A 23,759-nucleotide genomic window follows, 5' to 3' on the forward strand; every position below is an offset into this window, starting at 1 on the left:
ATTTTAAAGTAGTAAATTTTTGTTTATCTTACTATTAATTTTACAGATGCAACATGCATTTGGTTGCTAGATAATAAAGTGACAAATTATTGGCGTAAAGTATTTTCTTCAAATGCAGTTCACGTTATTATCATCGATTAGTAAAACTTATTATAACGATAAATTATTCTAATTAGGAATAACTATACCTCTATGGCATTTATTGGTGGTAGAATGGAAAATCTAAATAAAGTAGTCAAAATTCAAAATGGTGAAGCATTTATACTATCTGCTAGTGGCAAAATTGTACGAGTAGCAGATAAACATGCCTTAACGGAAGATGAAATTTTATTGCTTGATAAAAATACTCAAGCAGTCTTGGTTGATGAGTTTGATTCAGAATCGTCTGCTTTTTCAGATGATTGCATATCATGTATCGCTGTTAATAATAATGATCAAATAATAGAACAGCAATTACCGGAAAATGCTCAATTAAATTTATCAGAATTGCTAGAAGGTAATGTCTCAGCCGATGAAATAGCTGCAATTCAAAATGCAATATTATCAGGAGAAGATCCGACTCAAACACAAGAAGCACCTGCTGCGGGTATCGTTTTAGCAGGCTCTGCAATTGGGCGATTTATTACGATTGATTATGATAATGATTCCATGCTTGCTGAAGCCGGATTTGATACATCGTATGATCCGTCATCTCAACAAAGTGTTGAAGAACCACTAGCAATACTAATTGCTGAAGGTGGAGAACAAATCTCTTTACAAGTAACAGAAGGGGATTTAAGTGATCATTCTTACCCAGTATCCACATCTCAAATAATTACAATAGAAGCAGGTTCTCTTCCTCTCGATCCCGATTCATTTACATTTACACCATCTTCCCTCGCTTCATTACTGAATGAATTATCATCAGATATTCGCTCTGGTGATCAACCTGTTCTGTTCATATTTGATTCAAATTCAAATTCTATTGTTGGCACTCAGAATGGCCAAATAATCTTAACTATAGAGATTAAAGGTGTTGGTACGCATGATAACAATGCTGATATTGAAGTTATCACAACCATTCATGCACCTATTGATCATAACTCAAGTGATTCAAATGGCGTAGTTACTAGTTCTGGTGATCAAATACATATCAATTTTGATATCACAGGAGCGGATACAAGTGGTAACGAGATAGATAATCCAATCAACACAGATGTAACAATTGTAGATGGTCAAAACCCAAGCTTTGGTACCGATTCTGGTGTCACCATCAATGAAAGCACAGAAAAAGGCCAAGTGATCCACGGTGAAGTGCCGCTGGATGTGGGCTCAGATGCGATTGATTCACTGACTTTTGATGAAAGCCAACCAAGTTTAGTGGGGCTAACCTCAAACGGTGAGCCAACAACTGTTGAAGTTAACGGCAACAGCTTAACTGTGCTGGACGCACAAGGTCAGCCAGTACTGACGGTGACAATTGCAAAAGACGGCAGTTACGAAGTAAAAGTGACCGGGCCGCTGGACCAAGGTGACAGTGAATCCATTGATTTGGATTTGAATGTGACGGCAACCGACTTTGATGGTGACAGCACCTCAGGTGTAGCAAACATCACCATCACTGATGGCAGCGATGCTGCCGGTGGTGAAGAGATCGCTATTACCATTACCGAAGGTGATTTAGACACCAACGGCGCAGCAACGGGTAATCCAACGACCTATCCTGTGAGCCAATCAGGCTCGTTTGTGATTGCCGCAGGCGAAGACCGTCTAGTACCAAGCAGTGTGCAAGTCGACCCTGCGCAAACACAAGCTTTATTACAAGAGCTCTCTGCTGAGTTAACCTCGGGGAGTCAATCACTTACCTTTACCCTAGATAGTAATGGCAACATTATCGGCACTCTGCCAGATGGTACAGTTGCGCTCACCGTGAGCCTAAGTGCGGTGCAAGATGGGCAAGACGTTAAGGTTACGGTTGACATTGAGCAGAACGTACCACTTGATCACACCAACAGAGGTGACAGTGATGGTTTTGTGCATTCTCAAGGGGATAACATTGAAATCTCTGTACCGGTGCAGGCGCAAGATACCGATGGCGACGCATTAGAAAACAGTGCTAACGTTGATATCACGATTGTAGATGGTCAAAACCCAAGTTTTGGTACCGATTCTGGTGTCACCATCAATGAAAGCTCTGAAAAAGGCCAAGTGATCTACGGTGAAGTACCACTGGATGTGGGCTCCGATGCGATTGACTCACTGACTTTTGATGAAAGCCAACCAAGTTTAGTGGGGTTAACCTCAAATGGTGAGCCAACAAGCGTTGACGTTAATGGCAACAGCTTAACCGTATTGGATGCACAAGGTCAGCCGGTACTGACGGTGACAATTGCAAAAGACGGCAGTTACGAAGTAAAAGTAACCGGGCCGCTGGACCAGGGTGACAGTGAATCCATTGATTTGAATGTGACGGCGACCGACTTTGATGGTGACAGCACCTCAGGTGTGGCAAACATCACCATCACTGATGGCAGCGATGCTGCCGGTGGTGAAGAGCTCGCTATCACCATTACTGAAGGTGATTTAGACACCAACGGTGCTGCAACGGGTAATCCAAGTACTTATCCTGTGAGCCAATCAGGCTCGTTTGTGATTGCCGCAGGCGAAGACCGCTTAGTACCAAGCAGTGTGCAGGTCGACCCTGCGCAAACACAAGCTTTATTACAAGAGCTCTCTGCTGAGTTAACCTCGGGTAGTCAAGCACTGACCTTTACCCTAGATAGTAATGGCAACATTGTCGGCACTCTGCCAGATGGCACGGTTGCGCTCACCGTGAGCCTAAGTGCGGTGCAAGATGGGCAAGACATCAAAGTCACAGTCGATATCGAGCAAAACGTACCACTTGATCACACCAACCGTAGTGATGGTTACGGTTTTGTGCATTCTCAAGGGGATAACATTGAAATCTCTGTACCGGTGCAGGCGCAAGATACTGATGGCGACGCATTAGAAAACAGTGCCAATGTCGATATCACGATTGTAGATGGTCAAAACCCAAGTTTTGGTACCGATTCTGGTGTCACCATCAATGAAAGCACAGAAAAAGGCCAAGTGATCCACGGTGAAGTACCGCTGGATGTGGGCTCCGATGCGATTGATTCACTGACTTTTGATGAAAGCCAACCAAGTTTGGTGGGACTAACCTCAAATGGTGAGCCAACAAGCGTTGACGTTAATGGCAACAGCTTAACCGTATTGGATGCACAAGGTCAGCCGGTACTGACGGTGACAATTGCGAAAGACGGCAGTTACGAAGTAAAAGTGACCGGGCCGCTGGACCAAGGTGACAGTGAATCCATTGATTTGGATTTGAGTGTGACGGCGACCGACTTTGATGGTGACAGCACCTCAGGTGTGGCGAGCATCACCATCACCGATGGCAGCGATGCTGCCGGTGGTGAAGATGTTGCTATTACCATTACCGAAGGTGATTTAGACACCAACGGCGCAGCAACGGGTAATCCAAGTACTTATCCTGTGAGCCAATCAGGCTCGTTTGTGATTACCGCAGGCGAAGACCGTCTAGTACCAAGCAGTGTGCAAGTCGACCCTGCGCAAACACAAGCTTTATTACAAGAGCTCTCTGCTGAGTTAACCTCGGGTAGTCAATCACTGACCTTTACCCTAGATAGTAATGGCAACATTATCGGCACTCTGCCAGATGGTACGGTTGCGATCACCGTGAGCCTAAGTGCGGTGCAAGATGGGCAAGACGTTAAGGTTACGGTAGACATTGAGCAGAACGTACCACTTGATCACACCAACAGTGGTGATGGTGACGGTTTTGTGCATTCTCAAGGGGATAATATTGAAATCTCTGTACCGGTGCAGGCGCAAGATACCGATGGCGACGCATTAGAAAACAGTGCTAACGTTGATATCACGATTGTAGATGGTCAAAACCCAAGCTTTGGTACCGATTCTGGTGTCACCATCAATGAAAGCACTGAAAAAGGCCAAGTGATCCACGGTGAAGTGCCACTGGATGTGGGCTCCGATGCGATTGACTCACTGACTTTTGATGAAAGCCAACCAAGTTTGGTGGGGCTAACCTCAAATGGTGAGCCAACAACCGTTGACGTTAATGGCAACAGCTTAACCGTATTGGACGCACAAGGTCAGCCGGTACTGACGGTGACGATTGCGAAAGACGGCAGTTACGAAGTAAAAGTAACCGGGCCGCTGGACCAAGGTGACAGTGAATCCATTGATTTGGATTTGAGTGTGACGGCAACCGACTTTGATGGTGACAGCACCTCAGGTGTGGCGAACATCACCATCACCGATGGCAGCGATGCAACTGGTGGCGAAAATGTTGCTATTACCATTACCGAAGGTGATTTAGACACCAACGGCGCAGCAACGGGTAATCCAACGACCTATCCTGTGAGCCAATCAGGCTCGTTTGTGATTGCCGCAGGTGAAGACCGTCTAGTACCAAGCAGTGTGCAAGTCGACCCTGCGCAAACACAAGCTTTATTACAAGAGCTCTCTGCTGAGTTAACCTCGGGTAGTCAATCACTGACCTTTGCCTTAGATAGTAATGGCAACATTGTTGGTACTCTGCTTGATGGTACAGTTGCGATCACCGTGAGCCTAAGTGCGGTGCAGGATGAGCAAGATATCAAGGTTACGGTTGATATCGGGCAGAACATGCCGCTTGATCATTCCAACCGTGGCGATGGTGACGGTTTTGTGCATTCTCAAGGGGATAATATTGAAATCTCTGTACCGGTGCAGGCGCAAGATACCGATGGCGACGCATTAGAAAACAGTGCTAACGTTGATATCACAATTGTTGATGGTCAAAACCCAAGTTTTGGTACCGATTCTGGTGTCACCATCAATGAAAGCACTGAAAAAGGCCAAGTGATCCACGGTGAAGTACCGCTGGATGTGGGCTCCGATGCGATTGATTCACTGACTTTTGATGAAAGCCAACCAAGTTTGGTGGGGCTAACCTCAAATGGTGAGCCAACAAGCGTTGAAGTTAATGGCAACAGCTTAACCGTATTGGACGCACAAGGTCAGCCGGTACTGACGGTGACAATTGCGAAAGACGGCAGTTACGAAGTAAAAGTAACTGGGCCGCTGGACCAAGGTGACAGTGAATCCATTGATTTGGATTTGAATGTGACGGCAACCGACTTTGATGGTGACAGCACCTCAGGTGTGGCGAACATCACCATCACCGATGGCAGCGATGCTGCCGGTGGTGAAGAGATCGCTATCACCATTACCGAAGGTGATTTAGACACCAACGGTGCTGCAACGGGTAATCCAACGACCTATCCTGTGAGCCAATCAGGCTCGTTTGTGATTACCGCTGGCGAAGACCGCTTAGTACCAAGCAGTGTGCAAGTTGACCCTGCGCAAACACAAGCTTTATTACAAGAGCTCTCTGCTGAGTTAACCTCTGGTGGTCAAGCATTGACCTTTGCCTTAGACAGCCATGGTAATATTGTCGGTACTCTGCCAGATGGCACGGTTGCGATCACTGTGAGCCTAAGTGCGGTGCAAGATGGACAAGACATCAAAGTCACAGTCGATATCGAGCAGAACGTGCCGCTTGATCACACCAACCGTGGCGATGGTGACGGCTTTGTTCATTCTCAAGGGGATAACATTGAAATCTCTGTACCGGTGCAGGCGCAAGATACCGATGGTGACGCATTAGAAAACAGTGCTAACGTCGATATCACGATTGTTGATGGTCAAAATCCAAGCTTTGGTACCGATTCTGGTGTCACCATCAATGAAAGCACAGAAAAAGGCCAAGTGATCCACGGTGAAGTGCCATTGGATGTGGGCTCCGATGCGATTGACTCACTGACTTTTGATGAAAGCCAACCAAGTCTGGTAGGACTAACCTCTAATGGTGAGCCAACAACCGTTGAAGTTAATGGTAACAGCTTAACCGTGCTGGATGCACAAGGTCAGCCAGTACTGACGGTGACGATTGGGAAAGACGGCAGTTACGAAGTAAAAGTGACCGGGCCGCTGGACCAAGGTGACAGTGAATCCATTGATTTGGATTTGAATGTGACGGCGACCGACTTTGATGGTGACAGCACCTCAGGTGTGGCGAACATCACCATCACTGATGGTAAGGATGCAGCCGGTGGCGAAACGGGCAAGGTTGAAGTTATTGAGCCGGATTTAGTGCCAAACGACTACCCAGTAACAGCAAAGACCGAGATCACCTTACATGCAGGAGAAGATCGTCTCGACCCGACTTCTGTGACTCTTGATAAAACTCAAATTAATACACTATTAAATGAATTATCTACCGAGGTCACGTCAAATGGTGAAAGCTTAACCTTCACTTATGTTAATGGCGTATTAACAGGTCAATTGCCAAACGGTGAGGTAGCCTTAACCATTACATTGACCGCTATTCAAGATGGTCAAGATGTCAAAGTAACGGTTGACGTGGAACAGAGTCGACCATTAGATCACAATCCATTAGGTAACAGTGAGGGAATGGTTTCGGTTTCTGATGGTAATATCAGTATTGATTTGCCAATTCAGGCAACAGATACCGATGGTGACCCATTGGGCAATGCCGCTAATATAACGGTCGATATTAAAGATGGTGTGCAACCATCATTTGGTGATGACACAGGCATTGAGATTAATGAAGAAACGGATGAAGGTAAAATCCTAGCCGGTCACATCAGTGTGGATGTGGGCAGTGATGAGGTTGCTAGCATTCACTTTAATGACAATCAGCCGCATCTTGATGGCATCACCAGTAATGGCCAACCTGTAACAGTAAGCACCCATGAAAATGTCTTAACTCTGGTTGATAGTCAAGGCAATACCGTTCTTGAAGTGACGATTAATGCAGATGGTAGTTATAGCGCTAAGATAACCGGTTCATTAGATCAAGATATTAATAATATTGTTGATTTACCGCTTGATATTACAGTGACAGATAAAGATGGTGACAGTGCGCAAGGAACCATAGAAATTACCATCACCGATGGCAGTGATGCTGTCGGTGGTGAAGAGATCGCTATCACCATTACTGAAGGTGATTTAGACACCAACGGCGCAGCAACGGGTGATCCAACGACCTATCCTGTGAGCCAATCAGGCTCGTTTGTGATTGCCGCAGGTGAAGACCGCTTAGTACCAGATAGCGTGCAGGTAGACCCAGCGCAAACACAAGCCTTATTACAAGAGCTGTCAGCTGAGCTAACCTCTGGCGGTCAATCGCTCAATTTTACTCTCGACAGTAACGGTAACATTGTTGGTACTCTGCCAGATGGCACGGCTGCGATCACCGTGAGCCTAAGTGCGGTGCAAGATGGACAAGACATCAAAGTCACAGTCGATATCGAGCAGAATGTGCCGCTTGATCATACCAACAAGGGGGACAGTGATGGTTTTGTGCATTCTCAAGGGGATAACATTGAAATCTCTGTACCGGTGCAGGCGCAAGATACCGATGGTGACGCATTAGAAAACAGTGCCAATGTTGATATCACGATTGTTGATGGTCAAAACCCAAGCTTTGGTACCGATTCTGGTGTCACCATCAATGAAAGCACTGAAAAAGGCCAAGTGATCCATGGTGAAGTACCGCTGGATGTGGGCTCCGATGCGATTGACTCACTGACTTTTGATGAAAACCAACCAAGTTTAGTGGGGTTAACCTCAAATGGTGAGCCCACAACCGTTGACGTTAATGGCAACAGCTTAACCGTGCTGGACTCTCAAGGTCAGCCGGTACTGACGGTGACAATTGCGAAAGACGGCAGTTACGAAGTAAAAGTAACCGGGCCGCTGGACCAAGGCGACAGTGAATCCATTGATTTGGATTTGAATGTGACAGCGACCGACTTTGATGGTGACAGCACCTCAGGTGTAGCAAACATCACCATTACTGATGGCAGTGATGCAGCCGGTGGCGAAGAGATCGCTATTACCATTACCGAAGGTGATTTAGACACCAACGGCGCAGCAACGGGTGATCCAACGACCTATCCTGTGAGCCAATCAGGCTCGTTTGTGATTACCGCTGGCGAAGACCGCTTAGTGCCAAGCAGTGTGCAGGTCGATCCAGCGCAAACACAAGCCTTATTACAAGAGCTGTCAGCTGAGCTAACCTCTGGCGGTCAATCGCTCAATTTTACTCTCGACAGTAACGGTAACATTATCGGCACTCTGCCAGATGGCACGGTTGCGATCACCGTAAGCCTAAGTGCGGTGCAAGATGGACAAGACATCAAAGTCACAGTCGATATCGAGCAGAACGTGCCGCTTGATCATACCAACCGTGGCGATGGTGACGGTTTTGTGCATTCTCAAGGGGATAACATTGAAATCTCTGTACCAGTGCAGGCGCAAGATACCGATGGCGACGCATTAGAAAACAGTGCCAATGTCGATATCACGATTGTTGATGGTCAAAACCCAAGCTTTGGTACCGATTCTGGTGTCACCATCAATGAAAGCACTGAAAAAGGCCAAGTGATCCATGGTGAAGTACCGCTGGATGTGGGCTCCGATGCGATTGGCTCACTGACTTTTGATGAAAACCAACCAAGTTTAGTGGGGCTAACCTCAAATGGTGAGCCAACAACCGTTGAAGTTAATGGCAACAGCTTAACCGTGCTGGACTCTCAAGGTCAGCCGGTACTGACGGTGACGATTGCGAAAGATGGCAGTTACGAAGTAAAAGTAACTGGGCCGCTGGACCAAGGTGACAGTGAATCCATTGATTTGGATTTGAATGTGACGGCGACCGACTTTGATGGTGACAGCACCTCAGGTGTGGCGAACATCACCATCACTGATGGCAGCGATGCAGCCGGTGGCGAAGAGATCGCTATTACTATTACCGAAGGTGATTTAGACACCAACGGCGCAGCACCGGGTGATCCAAGTACTTATCCTGTGAGCCAATCAGGCTCGTTTGTGATTACCGCAGGCGAAGACCGCTTAGTGCCAGATAGCGTGCAGGTAGACCCAGCGCAAACACAAGCTTTATTACAAGAGCTGTCAGCTGAGCTGACCTCTGGTGGTCAATCGCTCAATTTTACTCTCGACAGTAACGGTAACATTGTTGGTACTCTGCCAGATGGTACGGTTGCGATCACCGTAAGCCTAAGTGCGGTGCAAGATGGACAAGACATCAAAGTCACGGTCGATATCGAGCAAAACATGCCGCTTGATCATACCAACAGGGGTGACAGTGATGGCTTTGTGCATTCTCAAGGGGATAACATTGAAATCTCTGTACCGGTGCAGGCGCAAGATACCGATGGTGACGCATTAGAAAACAGTGCTAACGTCGATATCACGATTGTAGATGGTCAAAACCCAAGCTTTGGTACCGATTCTGGTGTCACCATCAATGAAAGCACTGAAAAAGGCCAAGTGATCCACGGTGAAGTGCCGCTGGATGTGGGCTCAGATGCGATTAACTCACTGACTTTTGATGAAAGTCAACCAAGTTTGGTGGGGCTAACCTCAAATGGTGAGCCAACAACCGTTGAAGTTAATGGCAACAGTCTAACGGTATTGGACGCACAAGGTCAGCCGGTACTGACGGTGACAATTGCGAAAGACGGCAGTTACGAAGTAAAAGTAACCGGACCATTGGACCAAGGCGACAGTGAATCCATTGATTTGGATTTGAATGTGACAGCGACTGACTTTGATGGTGACAGCACCTCAGGTGTAGCAAACATCACCATCACTGATGGCAGCGATGCAGCCGGTGGCGAAGAGATCGCTATTACCATTACCGAAGGTGATTTAGACACCAACGGCGCAGCACCGGGTGATCCAAGTACTTATCCTGTGAGCCAATCAGGCTCGTTTGTGATTGCCGCAGGCGAAGACCGCTTAGTGCCAAGCAGTGTGCAGGTCGATCCAGCACAAACACAAGCTTTATTACAGGAGCTCTCTGCTGAGCTGACCTCTGGCGGTCAATCGCTCAATTTTACTCTCGACAGTAACGGTAACATTGTTGGCACTCTGCCAGATGGCACGGTTGCGATCACCGTAAGCCTAAGTGCGGTGCAAGATGGACAAGACATCAAAGTCACGGTCGATATCGAGCAGAACGTGCCGCTTGATCACACCAACCGTGGCGATGGTGACGGCTTTGTGCATTCACAAGGGGATAACATTGAAATCTCTGTACCGGTGCAGGCGCAAGATACCGATGGTGACGCATTAGAAAACAGTGCTAACGTCGATATCACGATTGTAGATGGTCAAAACCCAAGCTTTGGTACCGATTCTGGTGTCACCATCAATGAAAGCACAGAAAAAGGCCAAGTGATCTACGGTGAAGTGCCGTTGGATGTGGGCTCAGATGCGATTGACTCACTGACTTTTGATGAAAGCCAACCAAGTCTGGTGGGACTAACCTCTAATGGTGAGCCAACAACCGTTGAAGTCAATGGCAACAGCTTAACCGTGCTAGACGCACAAGGTCAGCCGGTACTGACGGTGACAATTGCGAAAGATGGCAGTTACGAAGTAAAAGTAACAGGACCATTGGACCAAGGCGACAGTGAATCCATTGATTTGGATTTGAATATGACAGCGACCGACTTTGATGGTGACAGCACCTCAGGTGTGGCGAACATCACCATCACCGATGGTAGTAATGCAGCCGGTGGCGAAGAGATTGCTATTACCATTACCGAAGGTGATTTAGACACCAACGGCGCAGCAACGGGTGATCCAAGTACTTATCCTGTGAGCCAATCAGGCTCGTTTGTGATTGCCGCAGGTGAAGACCGCTTAGTGCCAAGCAGTGTGCAAGTCGATCCAGCGCAAACACAAGCCTTATTACAAGAGCTGTCAGCTGAGCTAACCTCCGGTGGTCAATCGCTCTATTTTACTCTCGACAGTAACGGTAACATTATCGGCACTCTGCCAGATGGCACGGTTGCGATCACCGTAAACCTAAGTGCGGTGCAAGATGGACAAGATATCAAAGTCACGGTCGATATTGAGCAAAACATGCCGCTTGATCATACCAACAAGGGGGACAGTGATGGCTTTGTGCATTCTCAAGGGGATAACATTGAAATATCTGTACCGGTGCAGGCGCAAGATACCGATGGCGATGCATTAGAAAACAGTGCTAACGTCGATATCACGATTGTAGATGGTCAAAACCCAAGCTTTGGTATCGATTCTGGTGTCACCATCAATGAAAGCACAGAAAAAGGCCAAGTGATCCACGGTGAAGTGCCGTTGGATGTGGGCTCCGATGCGATTGACTCACTGACTTTTGATGAAAACCAACCAAGTTTGGTGGGGCTAACCTCAAATGGTGAGCCAACAACCGTTGAAGTTAATGGCAACAGCTTAACCGTGCTAGACGCACAAGGTCAGCCGGTACTGACGGTGACAATTGCGAAAGATGGCAGTTACGAAGTAAAAGTAACTGGGCCGCTGGACCAAGGCGACAGTGAATCCATTGATTTGGATTTGAATGTGACAGCGACCGACTTTGATGGTGACAGCACCTCAGGTGTGGCGAACATCACCATCACTGATGGCAGCGATGCAGCCGGTGGCGAAGAGATCGCTATTACCATTACCGAAGGTGATTTAGACACCAACGGCGCAGCCACGGGTGATCCAAGTACTTATCCTGTGAGCCAATCAGGCTCGTTTGTGATTGCCGCAGGCGAAGACCGTCTAGTACCAAGCAGTGTGCAAGTCGACCCTGCGCAAACACAAGCTTTATTACAAGAGCTCTCTGCTGAGTTAACCTCGGGGAGTCAATCACTTACCTTTACCCTAGATAGTAATGGCAACATTATCGGCACTCTGCCAGATGGTACAGTTGCGCTCACCGTGAGCCTAAGTGCGGTGCAAGATGGGCAAGACATCAAAGTCACAGTCGATATCGAGCAAAACGTACCACTTGATCACATCAACAGTGGTGATGGTGACGGTTTTGTGCATTCTCAAGGGGATAACATTGAAATCTCTGTACCGGTGCAGGCGCAAGATACCGATGGCGACGCATTAGAAAACAGTGCTAACGTTGATATCACAATTATAGATGGTCAAAACCCAAGTTTTGGTACCGATTCTGGTGTCACCATCAATGAAAGCTCTGAAAAAGGCCAAGTGATCCACGGTGAAGTACCACTGGATGTGGGCTCAGATGCGATTGACTCACTGACTTTTGATGAAAGCCAACCAAGTTTAGTGGGGTTAACCTCAAACGGTGAGCCAACAAGCGTTGAAGTTAATGGCAACAGCTTAACCGTATTGGATGCACAAGGTCAGCCGGTACTGACGGTGACAATTGCAAAAGACGGCAGTTACGAAGTAAAAGTAACCGGGCCGCTGGACCAAGGTGACAGTGAATCCATTGATTTGGATTTGAATGTGACGGCAACCGACTTTGATGGTGACAGCACCTCAGGTGTGGCGAACATCACCATCACCGATGGCAGCGATGCTGCCGGTGGCGAAGATGTTGCTATTACCATTACCGAAGGTGATTTAGACACCAACGGCGCAGCAATGGGTAATCCAACGACCTATCCTGTGAGCCAATCTGGCTCGTTTGTGATTGCCGCAGGCGAAGACCGTCTAGTACCAAGCAGTGTGCAAGTTGACCCTGCGCAAACACAAGCTTTATTACAAGAGCTCTCTGCTGAGTTAACCTCGGGTAGTCAAGCACTGACCTTTACCCTAGATAGCAATGGCAACATTGTCGGCACTCTGCCAGATGGCACGGTTGCGATCACCGTGAGCCTAAGTGCGGTGCAAGATGGGCAAGACATCAAAGTCACAGTCGATATTGAGCAAAACGTACCACTTGATCACACCAACAGAGGTGACAGTGATGGTTTTGTGCATTCTCAAGGGGATAATATTGAAATCTCTGTACCGGTGCAGGCGCAAGATACCGATGGTGACGCATTAGAAAACAGTGCTAACGTTGATATCACAATTGTTGATGGTCAAAACCCAAGCTTTGGTACCGATTCTGGTGTCACCATCAATGAAAGCACTGAAAAAGGCCAAGTGATCTACGGTGAAGTGCCACTGGATGTGGGCTCCGATGCGATTGACTCACTGACTTTTGATGAAAGCCAACCAAGTTTGGTGGGGTTAACCTCAAATGGTGAGCCAACAACTGTTGAAGTTAATGGCAACAGCTTAACCGTATTGGACGCACAAGGTCAGCCGGTACTGACGGTGACAATTGCGAAAGACGGCAGTTACGAAGTAAAAGTAACCGGGCCGCTGGACCAAGGTGACAGTGAATCCATTGATTTGGATTTGAGTGTGACAGCGACCGACTTTGATGGTGACAGCACCTCAGGTGTGGCGAACATCACCATCACTGATGGTAGTAATGCAGCCGGTGGCGAAACGGGCACGGTTGAAGTTATTGAACCGGATTTAGTGCCAAACGACTACCCAGTAGCAGCAAAGACCGAGATCACCTTACATGCAGGAGAAGATCGTCTCGACCCGACTTCTGTGACTCTTGATAAAACTCAAATTAATACACTATTAAATGAATTATCTACCGAGGTCACGTCAAATGGTGAAAGTCTAACCTTCACTTATGTTAATGGCGTATTAACAGGTCAGTTGCCAAACGGTGAGGTAGCCTTAACTATTACATTGACTGCTATTCAAGATGGCCAAGATGTCAAAGTAACGGTTGAAGTGGAACAGAGTCGACCATTAGATCACAACCCATCAGGTAACAGTGAGGGAATGGTTTCGGTTTCTGATGGCAATATCAGTATTGGTTTGCCAATTCAGGCAACAGATACCGATGGTGATCCATTGGGCAATGCCGCTAATGTAACGGTCGATATTAAAGATGGTGTGCAACCATCATTTGGTGATGACACAGGTATTGAGATTAATGAAGAAACGGATGAGGGTAAAATCCTAACCGGTCATATCAGTGTGGATGTGGGCAGTGATGAGGTTGCTAGCATTCACTTTAATGACAATCAGCCGCATCTTGATGGCATCACCAGTAATGGCCAACCCGTAACGGTAAGCACCCATGAAAATGTCTTAACTCTGGTTGATAGCCAAGGCAATACCGTTCTTGAAGTGACGATTAATTCAGATGGTAGTTATAGCGCTAAGATAACCGGTTCATTAGATCAAGATATTAATAATATTGTTGATTTACCGCTTGACATTACAGTGACAGATAAAGACGGTGATAGTGCGCAAGGAACTATCACGATTAAAGTTACTGATGGTTCTAACGCTTCTGGAGGTGAATCAATTTCAATTGAAGTCGTTGAAGGTGATTTAGAACCGAATGGCGCTGGAACCGGGTATCCAGTTCAACAAACAGGCAACTTGGTCATTATTGCTGGAGAAGATCGACTATTACCTGAATCTGTAAAAATTGATCATACCCAAGTTGATGCATTACTAAATGAGCTTCATCAAGAGGTCACATCTGATGGGCAACCAATCGTATTTACTATCGATAGCAATGGTAGCATTGTTGGTACATTACCTGATGGCACGATTGCAATCACAGTTGAATTAAATGCTGTTCAACAAGGTTTAAACGTCAATGTTAATGTTGAAATCACTCAGAATGTACCCCTAGATCATACAAATACTGGGGATAGTAAAGGATTCATTGGTTCTGATGGCAATAAGATCACGATCAACGTTCCAATTGAAGCTTCTGATAGTGATGGAGATCCACTAGATAAACCTGCCGACATTAATATTACTGTTGTTGATGGTGATAATCCTACTTTCGGTATAGATACAGGAACAAATATTAAAGAGACTGAGGGTAGTCAAACGGTAACGGGATCAATTGATTTAGATTTAGGTAGTGATCATATTGCACAGATGAATTTTAATACTGTGCAGCCATCACTTGCTGATCTCACTTCAAATGGGCAGGAAACAGATTATCTTGTTAGTGGTAATCAGATTATTGTTTCTATTAGTGAAGGTCCTCATGCTGGTGAACCTGTTCTTACTATCACGATTAATAATGATGGTTCTTACTCTGTGAAACAAGATCATCCGCTAGATCAAAACAATGCGGATGGAGATTCAATTCATCTTGACCTTGGTGTTACTGCGACAGATATGGATGGTGATAAGAGTAATGAAGGTCATATCATCATTAATATTGCAGACGGTCAAAATCCGACAGGGCAAAACGTTATTGCTAATATTTCAATAACAGAAGGTGATTTAGAGAATCCAGCTCAAGGCAAAGGTTATCCTGTTGCTTCTAATGGGTCATTTACGGTTGACGCTATTAATGATCAACTGGTTGCGACTTCGATGCATGTTGAACCTAACGTTGTTAATGGTTTATTAGGCGAGTTGAATAGCCTGACTTCTGGTGGTCAAGCTCTTAGCTTTATGATTGTACAGGATCCAGCAACCGGCAATATTACTATTATTGGTGTTACTGAAACTGGAAGCTTACCTGTACTTAATGTGACATTAACGCCTCATCAACAAGCTAATGGTGATGTAACTGTTGATATGTCTATTGAGCAGAGTGCGCCATTAGATCATTTAGATAGTGATGGTAAATATATTGATGTTACTGATGGTGACATTAGCATCCATGTTCCTGTTCAAATGAATGATTCTGATGGTGATAATCTAGATCAACCTGTTGATGTGACGATTACTATTGAAGACGGTCAGCTACCATCGTTTGGCGACGATTCATCAATTACTTTGAATGAAGGTGATGATGGTATCGTTTCTGGTTCTGGCCAAATTAATGTTGATACCGGTAGTGATGTTATTGCTGATGTTTATTTTGCTGATAATCAATCGAGTCTTAATGGGTTAACCAGTAATGGGCATGCGACAACATATACAATCAGTGATGATGGTCATACGTTAACTGTTACGTTAGCTGGTGATCCTTCAACAGTAGTTATGACGATTACTATTGATATTGATGGTAATTATGTCGTCAATCAAACGCAGCCGATCGATCAACGTGATGATACGATTAACGATAATGAAAACATTGTTATTGATGTTATTGCCAAAGATGATGATGGCGATATCAGTCAGCCAGGGCATATTGTTATTAACAGCCATGATGGTGATAACGCTCAAGGTGGGCAATCAGGCTCTATCAGTATTACTGAAGGTGATTTAACACCATCGGAAGGCGAACAAGGTTATCCAGTATCTAGCAGTGCAAAAATTCATGTTGAATCTGGTGTGGATCGTTTAGATCCAAATACAGTAACCATTGATAAAGGTGTGCTTGCTACATTAGTTTCTGAATTGCAACGAGAGCTTACTTCTGATGGTCAAGCAATCTCATTTACCTATGATCAAGAGACAGGAAAACTGGTTGGAACTGTTAACGGTGACACAGTACTAACGATTGATATTGACGCTGTGCAGTCATCAAATGGACATGATGTCGATGTAACAGTAACCATTACACAAGAGCGACCTTTAGATCATTCCGGTGATAAAGGTGATGGTTTGGTTACTTCTGATGGCGATAAGATTAATATTGAAGTGCCAATTCAAGTTCAAGATACGGATGGTGATAATCTCAATAATGATATTGTGGTTGATGTTTCTATTGCCGATGGTAATAACCCAGTCATTATTGGTGCAGATGCAATTACGGTCTCTGAAAGTGCCTTAAATGGTGACAAAAATCATCATCAAGGGTCAAATCCTGGTGATAAGGGTGAAACAGCTAAAGGTCAGATAGAGGTTGATAGCGGTAGTGATCATATTAAAGATTTCGTTATTGATGTTGATAGTTTTAATGCGGCTAATAAAGGGGTATTAACCTCCGGTGGGCAGCAAATTACATTAGTTTATAACGCTAAAAACGATACCTATATTGGTAAAGCTGATGGTAAAAATATTTTCACCATTACTATTGATGAAAATGGTAATTATACCTTTAAACTAAAAGGTGCGATCGATCATCAAGAAGGCACTGACACGGATGATTCATTAACTATTAATATTCCTGTACAAGCCGTTGATTCAGATGGGGATATGAGTAATACCGTGAATATTCCGGTAACGATTGAAGATGATATCCCTTCTGTAAATAATGTGACACTTTCCATGGAAGAGGGCCATACATCGCCATTATTTGATGTGTTGACGATTGCTGGCGAAGGTGCAGATGATGCACAAGTTACAGCCTTAATTGTGGATGGCCAGCGTATCGCATTAGATGATATTCCTGTTAATGGTCAATATCATGTTTATGAAGTAAAAGATGGAGATATCGTTCTCGGTCAGCTAATGATTACTGCTGAAGGTGAAACCTATTTCTACGCTAATAAAGATTTGGATCACGACCAAGAAGAGATCATAAAAAATATTGGTGTCGAAGTTACCGATGGCGATGGCGATACTGCAACCGGTACTATCACTATTGAGATCAGTGATGAAGATGCAGTATTAAAAGTTGAAAATAGCCAAGTTCATGAAGATGCCCAGCAGCATGATGATGCTAATGTCCCATCGGATTACTACGGTGTTGATATTAACATGTCAATTGATGTGGGCGATCAAGATCGTGGTGAACATATTGGACAAGTAACCATCTCCGCAATAGGTACGATGCATGGTTCTTTCTTCTTTAATGGGGTTGAATTGCCAGTTATTGATGGCAAAGTGACGATTCCTTCTGCTGCATTTAAAGATAATGGCGATGGCACATTCAGTTTAGATGGTGTTACGTTTAAACCCGATTCAGATTTCTCGACTATTGACGGTGTTTTGGACTTCAATGTTTCAGCTGAAGTTGTCAATAGTGATGGTAGTAAACATCCTGAAATGAACGGTAGTTTTACCGTTACTGTTGATGGCGTTGCTGATATTCCAACATGGGATGATGATAACTCTGTTTATCACTACACGGTGAATGAAGACGCCGATAATGTACAACTTGATTTACAAGCAGTGCTTAATGATGACGATGGATCAGAGAACTTATTCTACTTCATTACAATTACTGAAGGAGAAGGAACCCTTGTTGGCAAAGGGTTAGTAGAAGTTTCTCCTGGTGTTTACAAAATTGCAGCAAGTGATATTGATACTATTAAGGTTGATCCTGCGGATAACTTTAGTGGCGATATTAAGTTAGATGTTTATGCTCAAAGTGAAGAGAAAGACAATCACGATACCGCCGACTCTGACCATAAAGAGATCATCATTAATGTTAATCCTGTTGCAGATGATGGTGTATTAAAAGTCAGTCGTATTGAAGCAGATGAAGATCAGAGAATTGATTTAGCGTCTCATATTCATTTAACGTCAAATGATGATTTTGATGGATCTGAACATCTGTATATCCGTATCTCTAATTTGCCAGAGGGGGCAGTACTGTTCTTAGATGGTCAGCCTGTTGCTTTGGATCCAAATGGATACTATGAGATTGATTATGACAAGATTAGTTCGCTACAGCTGCAACCACCTCTAGACAGCAACGTTGATTTTACTTTCACAGTTGAAGGAGTTGTAAAAGATACAATTACAGTAACTGATGAGAATGGTAACCCGAAAGATCTGGAAGACGTTAAGGTCATTGGCTCTGGCAATATTGATGTCGCGTTAACAGGAGTTGTCGATGAACCTGAATTAATTCCAAATAACCCTGACGATTGGTCTCCATTACCAGATAATGCAGGTTTAGAAACAACAATCAAAGAAGATGCCGAAGGTGGTGTTAAACTTGATTTTGATGTGGTTTCAGGTGAGCACATTATTGATCCTGCAACGGGTTCAACAGACGGTTCAGAAACGCTTAGCGTCGTGATTTCTGGCATTCCAGAAGGTGTTGAGATTAAAGGTCCTGATGGTGTGCCTTATGCGCTTGTGTATGCAGGTGAAGATGAAAATGGTAACCCGATTTATCAAGTGGATTTAGATTCGCTTGATGGTATCACTATTATTCCACCAACGAATAGCACTGAAGATATTCATCTTGATGTACGAGTTGTAGTGACAGAAAACGATGGTGCAAGTCAGTCTTTTGATAAAGATGTCATCATTCACATTGAACCTGTTGTCGATGCAACCAATTATATAAATCATTCTACAGGCTATGAGGATGAGTTAACTCCAATTGATTGGAGACCTAATTTAACTGATAGCAAAGAGCAGGTTACTTCTTTAACAATTAAAGATCTGCCTGCGGATTTTGATCTGTATATTGATGGACAATTTATTGCTCATGGTGGCAGTTCTATTACATTAACACCTGAACAATTTGCTCTCATTAATCAAGGAAAACCTTTACAAGTTAAAGGACCTGAAGATTCTGATACTGACTTGACCCTTCATACAGAAGTTACAGTCACTGAAAATGATGTCGATTCATCCGCCTCAGACAGTAAGGTGGTTGAGGGGACTATTGATGTCAATATTATTTCCAAGGTTGAAGATGATGGGCATCTAGGGGTATTGGTTCCAGGCATAGGAGAAGGAACTGTTATTGAGGTTGATACCATATCATCAACAGATAAAGGTGTTATAGATCTTTCAACAGGGGATGGTTCTCAGGGACATATCGGCTTTGTTGAAGATGATGATTCGAGTAATGAGGTTGTAACTCAAGTTGTTCTAACTTTCCCTGAAGGGCTTCCTGATGGCTTTGTTGTGGTTGGCGGTATTAATAACGGTAATGGTAGCTGGACTGTGCCTCAATCCGCTTTGGATGGGTTAAAAATTATCGCTCCTGATGGATATACAGGCTCGTTTGATCTAACCATTAGTGCCAAAGTCCAAGACCAAGGTGACAATGGTGAAGGTGATGTGAGTTCAGAGAAGATCTTTGAAGATTCTATAAAACTCGACTTCTCGAATAACGCGACTTCATCTGATGAAGAAGCGGGCGAAATTGAAATCAATCATGATTATGTGGTGACAGGCGATGAAGATCATCTGCTTGATCTCGGTAAACAATTAGCAAATGTTGTTTCTGTTTCTACGGATGATGGACAACAAAAATTTGATGAGTTTACTTTGGTTATTAATGCATTGAGTCTCCCTCATGGTGCTGTTATTACCGGTATGCATTTTGACTTTGAGACTGGCGAGTATGTCCTTAAGGTTCCTGTAGGGGCTGATGGCTCGGTTGATTTATCTGGCGTTGGATTAATTCTACCACCTGATTTTGCTGGTGATTTTGATCTAGATATGCGCTATGTCACTACCGATACCGAAAGCGGTGATGTGAATACCATTGATGATCAAGTGACAATCGAAGTGAATCCGATTGTTGATATTCCATCAAATCCTCAAACGGGTGATCATACACCAGATATCTCTATCTCCGTTGTGAAGACTGAAGGACTGGATGATAATAGACAACCTATAACTGAAGGTGAAGATCAGCATCAATATGATGGTATTGCCTATGAGGATGGTGATATTACCCTTGACTTGAGTGTTGCTTTAGCAGACACCGACACGTCAACAAATGATGGCTTAGAAACCATTGATAGTGTCACTGTCACTGTTGATCCTTCTATGGGATATTTTGTGGATAGTGACGGCAATCTGGTATCGAGTCTAACCGTGTCATCAGATCAACTTAATAATATTCAGTTTAGACCTGCACCTGATTTTAGTGGTGAAGTTTCGGTTCATGTCAAGGTCGATATTACAGATACAGCGGACTTTAACCAATCAGGCAATACAGTAACAGATAGCGGCTCGTTTGAGACTGATGTTTCGTTTGATGTTGTTGCAGTTAATGATGAAGTCATATGGCAGGGAACGGATAAAGTTATTGTTGGCCAAGAGGATTCATCAATTTCTCTTGCTGGTATTAGTGGGTCGATTGAAGATATTGATGGTTCTGAGCAGATTCTATCCATTAAATTAACCAATGTACCTGATGGCTTTATTATTGATGGTGCAGTAAATAACGGTAATGGGGTATGGACAATTTCAATCCCACCAGGTCAAACATCATTTAATTTGGATTCATTGAGTATTACACCACCAAAAGACTTTAGCGGTCAGGTGGATATCAATGTTGTGGTGTATAGCAAAGAAGACTCTTTAGATAAGCCAGCAGAAAACTCAACAACGATTTCTATTGATGTTAAGCCAGTAGCAGACAAGATCGACAGCGATATTACAGATCATGTTTCCGGTACTGAAGATGATGCCATTGTTATTGATTTAGATATTAAAGCATACGATGACACCAATACTACGGATGGCTCTGCGGGTAATGTTACTGAGAATGGCCCAGAAACACTGCAAATTACCTTTACTAATGTCCCTGATTCAAGTTCTTTCAGTTTACCTGATGGTGTTGTAGGTACATGTGAGAAGCAACCTGATGGATCATGGATAATTAAAGTTGATTCTAGTGAATTGGATAAGGTTATTTTCCATCCAGGTGATGCAAATGAAAATAATTGGGATGGTCAGCTCAATATTGATGTTCGTGCGGTTGATAATGGTGTTGTTGCTGATGACAGTATTGCCGTTAAAGATGTAATTGATGTTGATGTAACGCCAGTTAATGATGCTCCTGTTGTTCATGTACCAGATGCACTAGAAACTGATGAAGATACCAAACTTGTGATTACATCATTGCAAGTGACTGATGTTGATGCAAGTGAAACACCAGACGGTAATATCACCATCAGTATTAATGTTGGCCATGGTACTTTAAGTTTCCCTAATGGAACGGATCTTTCGGGTCTAACTGTTCAGCAAGATAGTAAAGGGCGAATCGTAATTACTGGCAATGTTGATGACATCAATAAAGTATTAAGTGATGGTATTGAATATCAACCCGATCAAGATTTTAACGGTAATGACACTATGTTTGTTACGGCAGATGATTTGGGTAATAGTGGTGATGGTGGTCCTCTTAATGACGTTGGTCGTGTCGATATTGCCGTAACGGCGGTCAATGATGCACCAGAAAACACGGTGCCTAATGAAGTTGTTGCTCAAGAAGATACGACAACTGTTATCTCAGGCCTCTCGGTATCAGATCCTGACTATAGTGAATCCGGTTCTAGCGATAGTATGACCGTAACATTAAGTGTAGATCATGGTATTTTAGATATTACGCTTCCTGCAGGTAGCTCACTTGTTGTTACAGGGAATGGGTCTGGAGATCTGGTTATTTCGGGATCGTTGGACGAGATTAATAAGTTGCTCGATCAAGGTGTTAATTACACTGCTGATGAAAACTACAGCGGTTCTGATGAATTAACTATGACAACCAACGATGGTGGTAATGTCGGTTCTGGTGTGGAGCAAAGTACAACCAGCAAAGTACCTGTAACTATCACTCCTAAAGCAGACATACCTACATTAAGCTTGAGCGATAGTTTGCCGCAAATGAGTGCGATTAGAGCTTCATCTGGAACTCTAATTCCGTTACTGGGATTAATTGTTTTGGCAGCTGATGCATCTGAAACATTATCTGTCGAATTGAGAAATCTGGGTGCAGGCAAAATTGTTGATGGTCATGGTAATCCGATTGGTCAGGATATGGGGAATGGCGTTTGGATATTAACTCTAGATCAACTTGCTGATGCCCATATTTCAGATTTGCCAGATGGAAATAATCACATTGAGATTGTTGCTGTTTCTACTGAAAGCGATGGCTCTACGGCAGAATCTGCGCCGATTGATATTAGTATTGTGGTTGATAATCTCGCTACATCTAATGGCCAAATTGGCGGTTCTGCACCATCAGATGAAGCAAATTTAGTCATTGATAGCACTGCGGAAGCGACTCTTATTGGTGGCGCTGGTAACGATATTTTAGTTGGCGGTCAGTCATCTGATATTCTTTTAGGTGGTGCAGGTAATGATATTCTTTGGGGCGGAGATTTAAATGGTACTGGCGATCACGCAAAAGATATCTTTAAGTGGGAGCGTGCTGATTTAGGTCATGTTGGTAGTGCAGCAGCAGATACCATTATGGATTTCGAAGTTGGAATCGATGTGATCGATCTTGGTAATGCTCTTGATACTAGTCATTTAGCATCGATGAATGATTTACTTCATTTGTTGCAGTTATCTGAGCAAGAGGGTAATGCTGTATTGACTCTATTTGATAATGACCACAATGAAATTCAGTCCATTACCTTAAACGGGGTATCTGAATCTGATTTATTAGGTCAAGATCCAACTGGAATGACGGATGAAGATAAGTTAGAAAACTTGCTTAATAGCGGTAACTTACAGCTATCAAACAATTTTGGTGATGAGCACAGTAATACTTTAACTGCTGATAGCCAAGGTGAGTCATTATTTGGCTTTGATGGTGATGATGTTCTCGTCGCTGGTAGTGGAGATGATATTTTAACAGGAGGAGCGGGTAATGATCTCTTTACATGGCATCATGATGGACTTAATACTTCTAGTCGTCCTGATATTATTACCGACTTCACGCTTGATCAGGATCAGTTAGATTTTCGTGATCTATTGCATGACAATAGCAAATCACAAATGGACGATCTATTATCCCATTTAGATGCAAATATCAATGATGAGGGTAAAGTGGATTTAACGGTATCAACTGATGATGGCAAAGAACAGCATGTTGTTCTTGATAATGTGACGGCTCAAGATTTAGATCTTTCTGATTCGGCAAGTTCAGCAGATATTGTGAACCAGTTATTTAGCCATGATGCGTTTAAAATTGATCCTAGTAATATGTAATAGATAAGTTGATTTAATAACATAAAAGCTCAGCGTCTCTGCTG

General features: G+C 44.0%; 1 protein-coding gene. It reads left to right on the forward strand.

Annotated features, from left to right (window positions below):
- Positions 1-213: 213 nt before the first annotated feature.
- Entirely contained in the window at positions 214-23,715 is a 23,502-nt protein-coding gene (locus tag CTN07_RS22765) for a retention module-containing protein (protein ID WP_005305611.1), read from the forward strand.
- Positions 23,716-23,759 lie beyond the last annotated feature (44 nt).

The organism is Photobacterium damselae (assembly GCF_003026815.1).
GTDB lineage: Bacteria > Pseudomonadota > Gammaproteobacteria > Enterobacterales > Vibrionaceae > Photobacterium > Photobacterium damselae.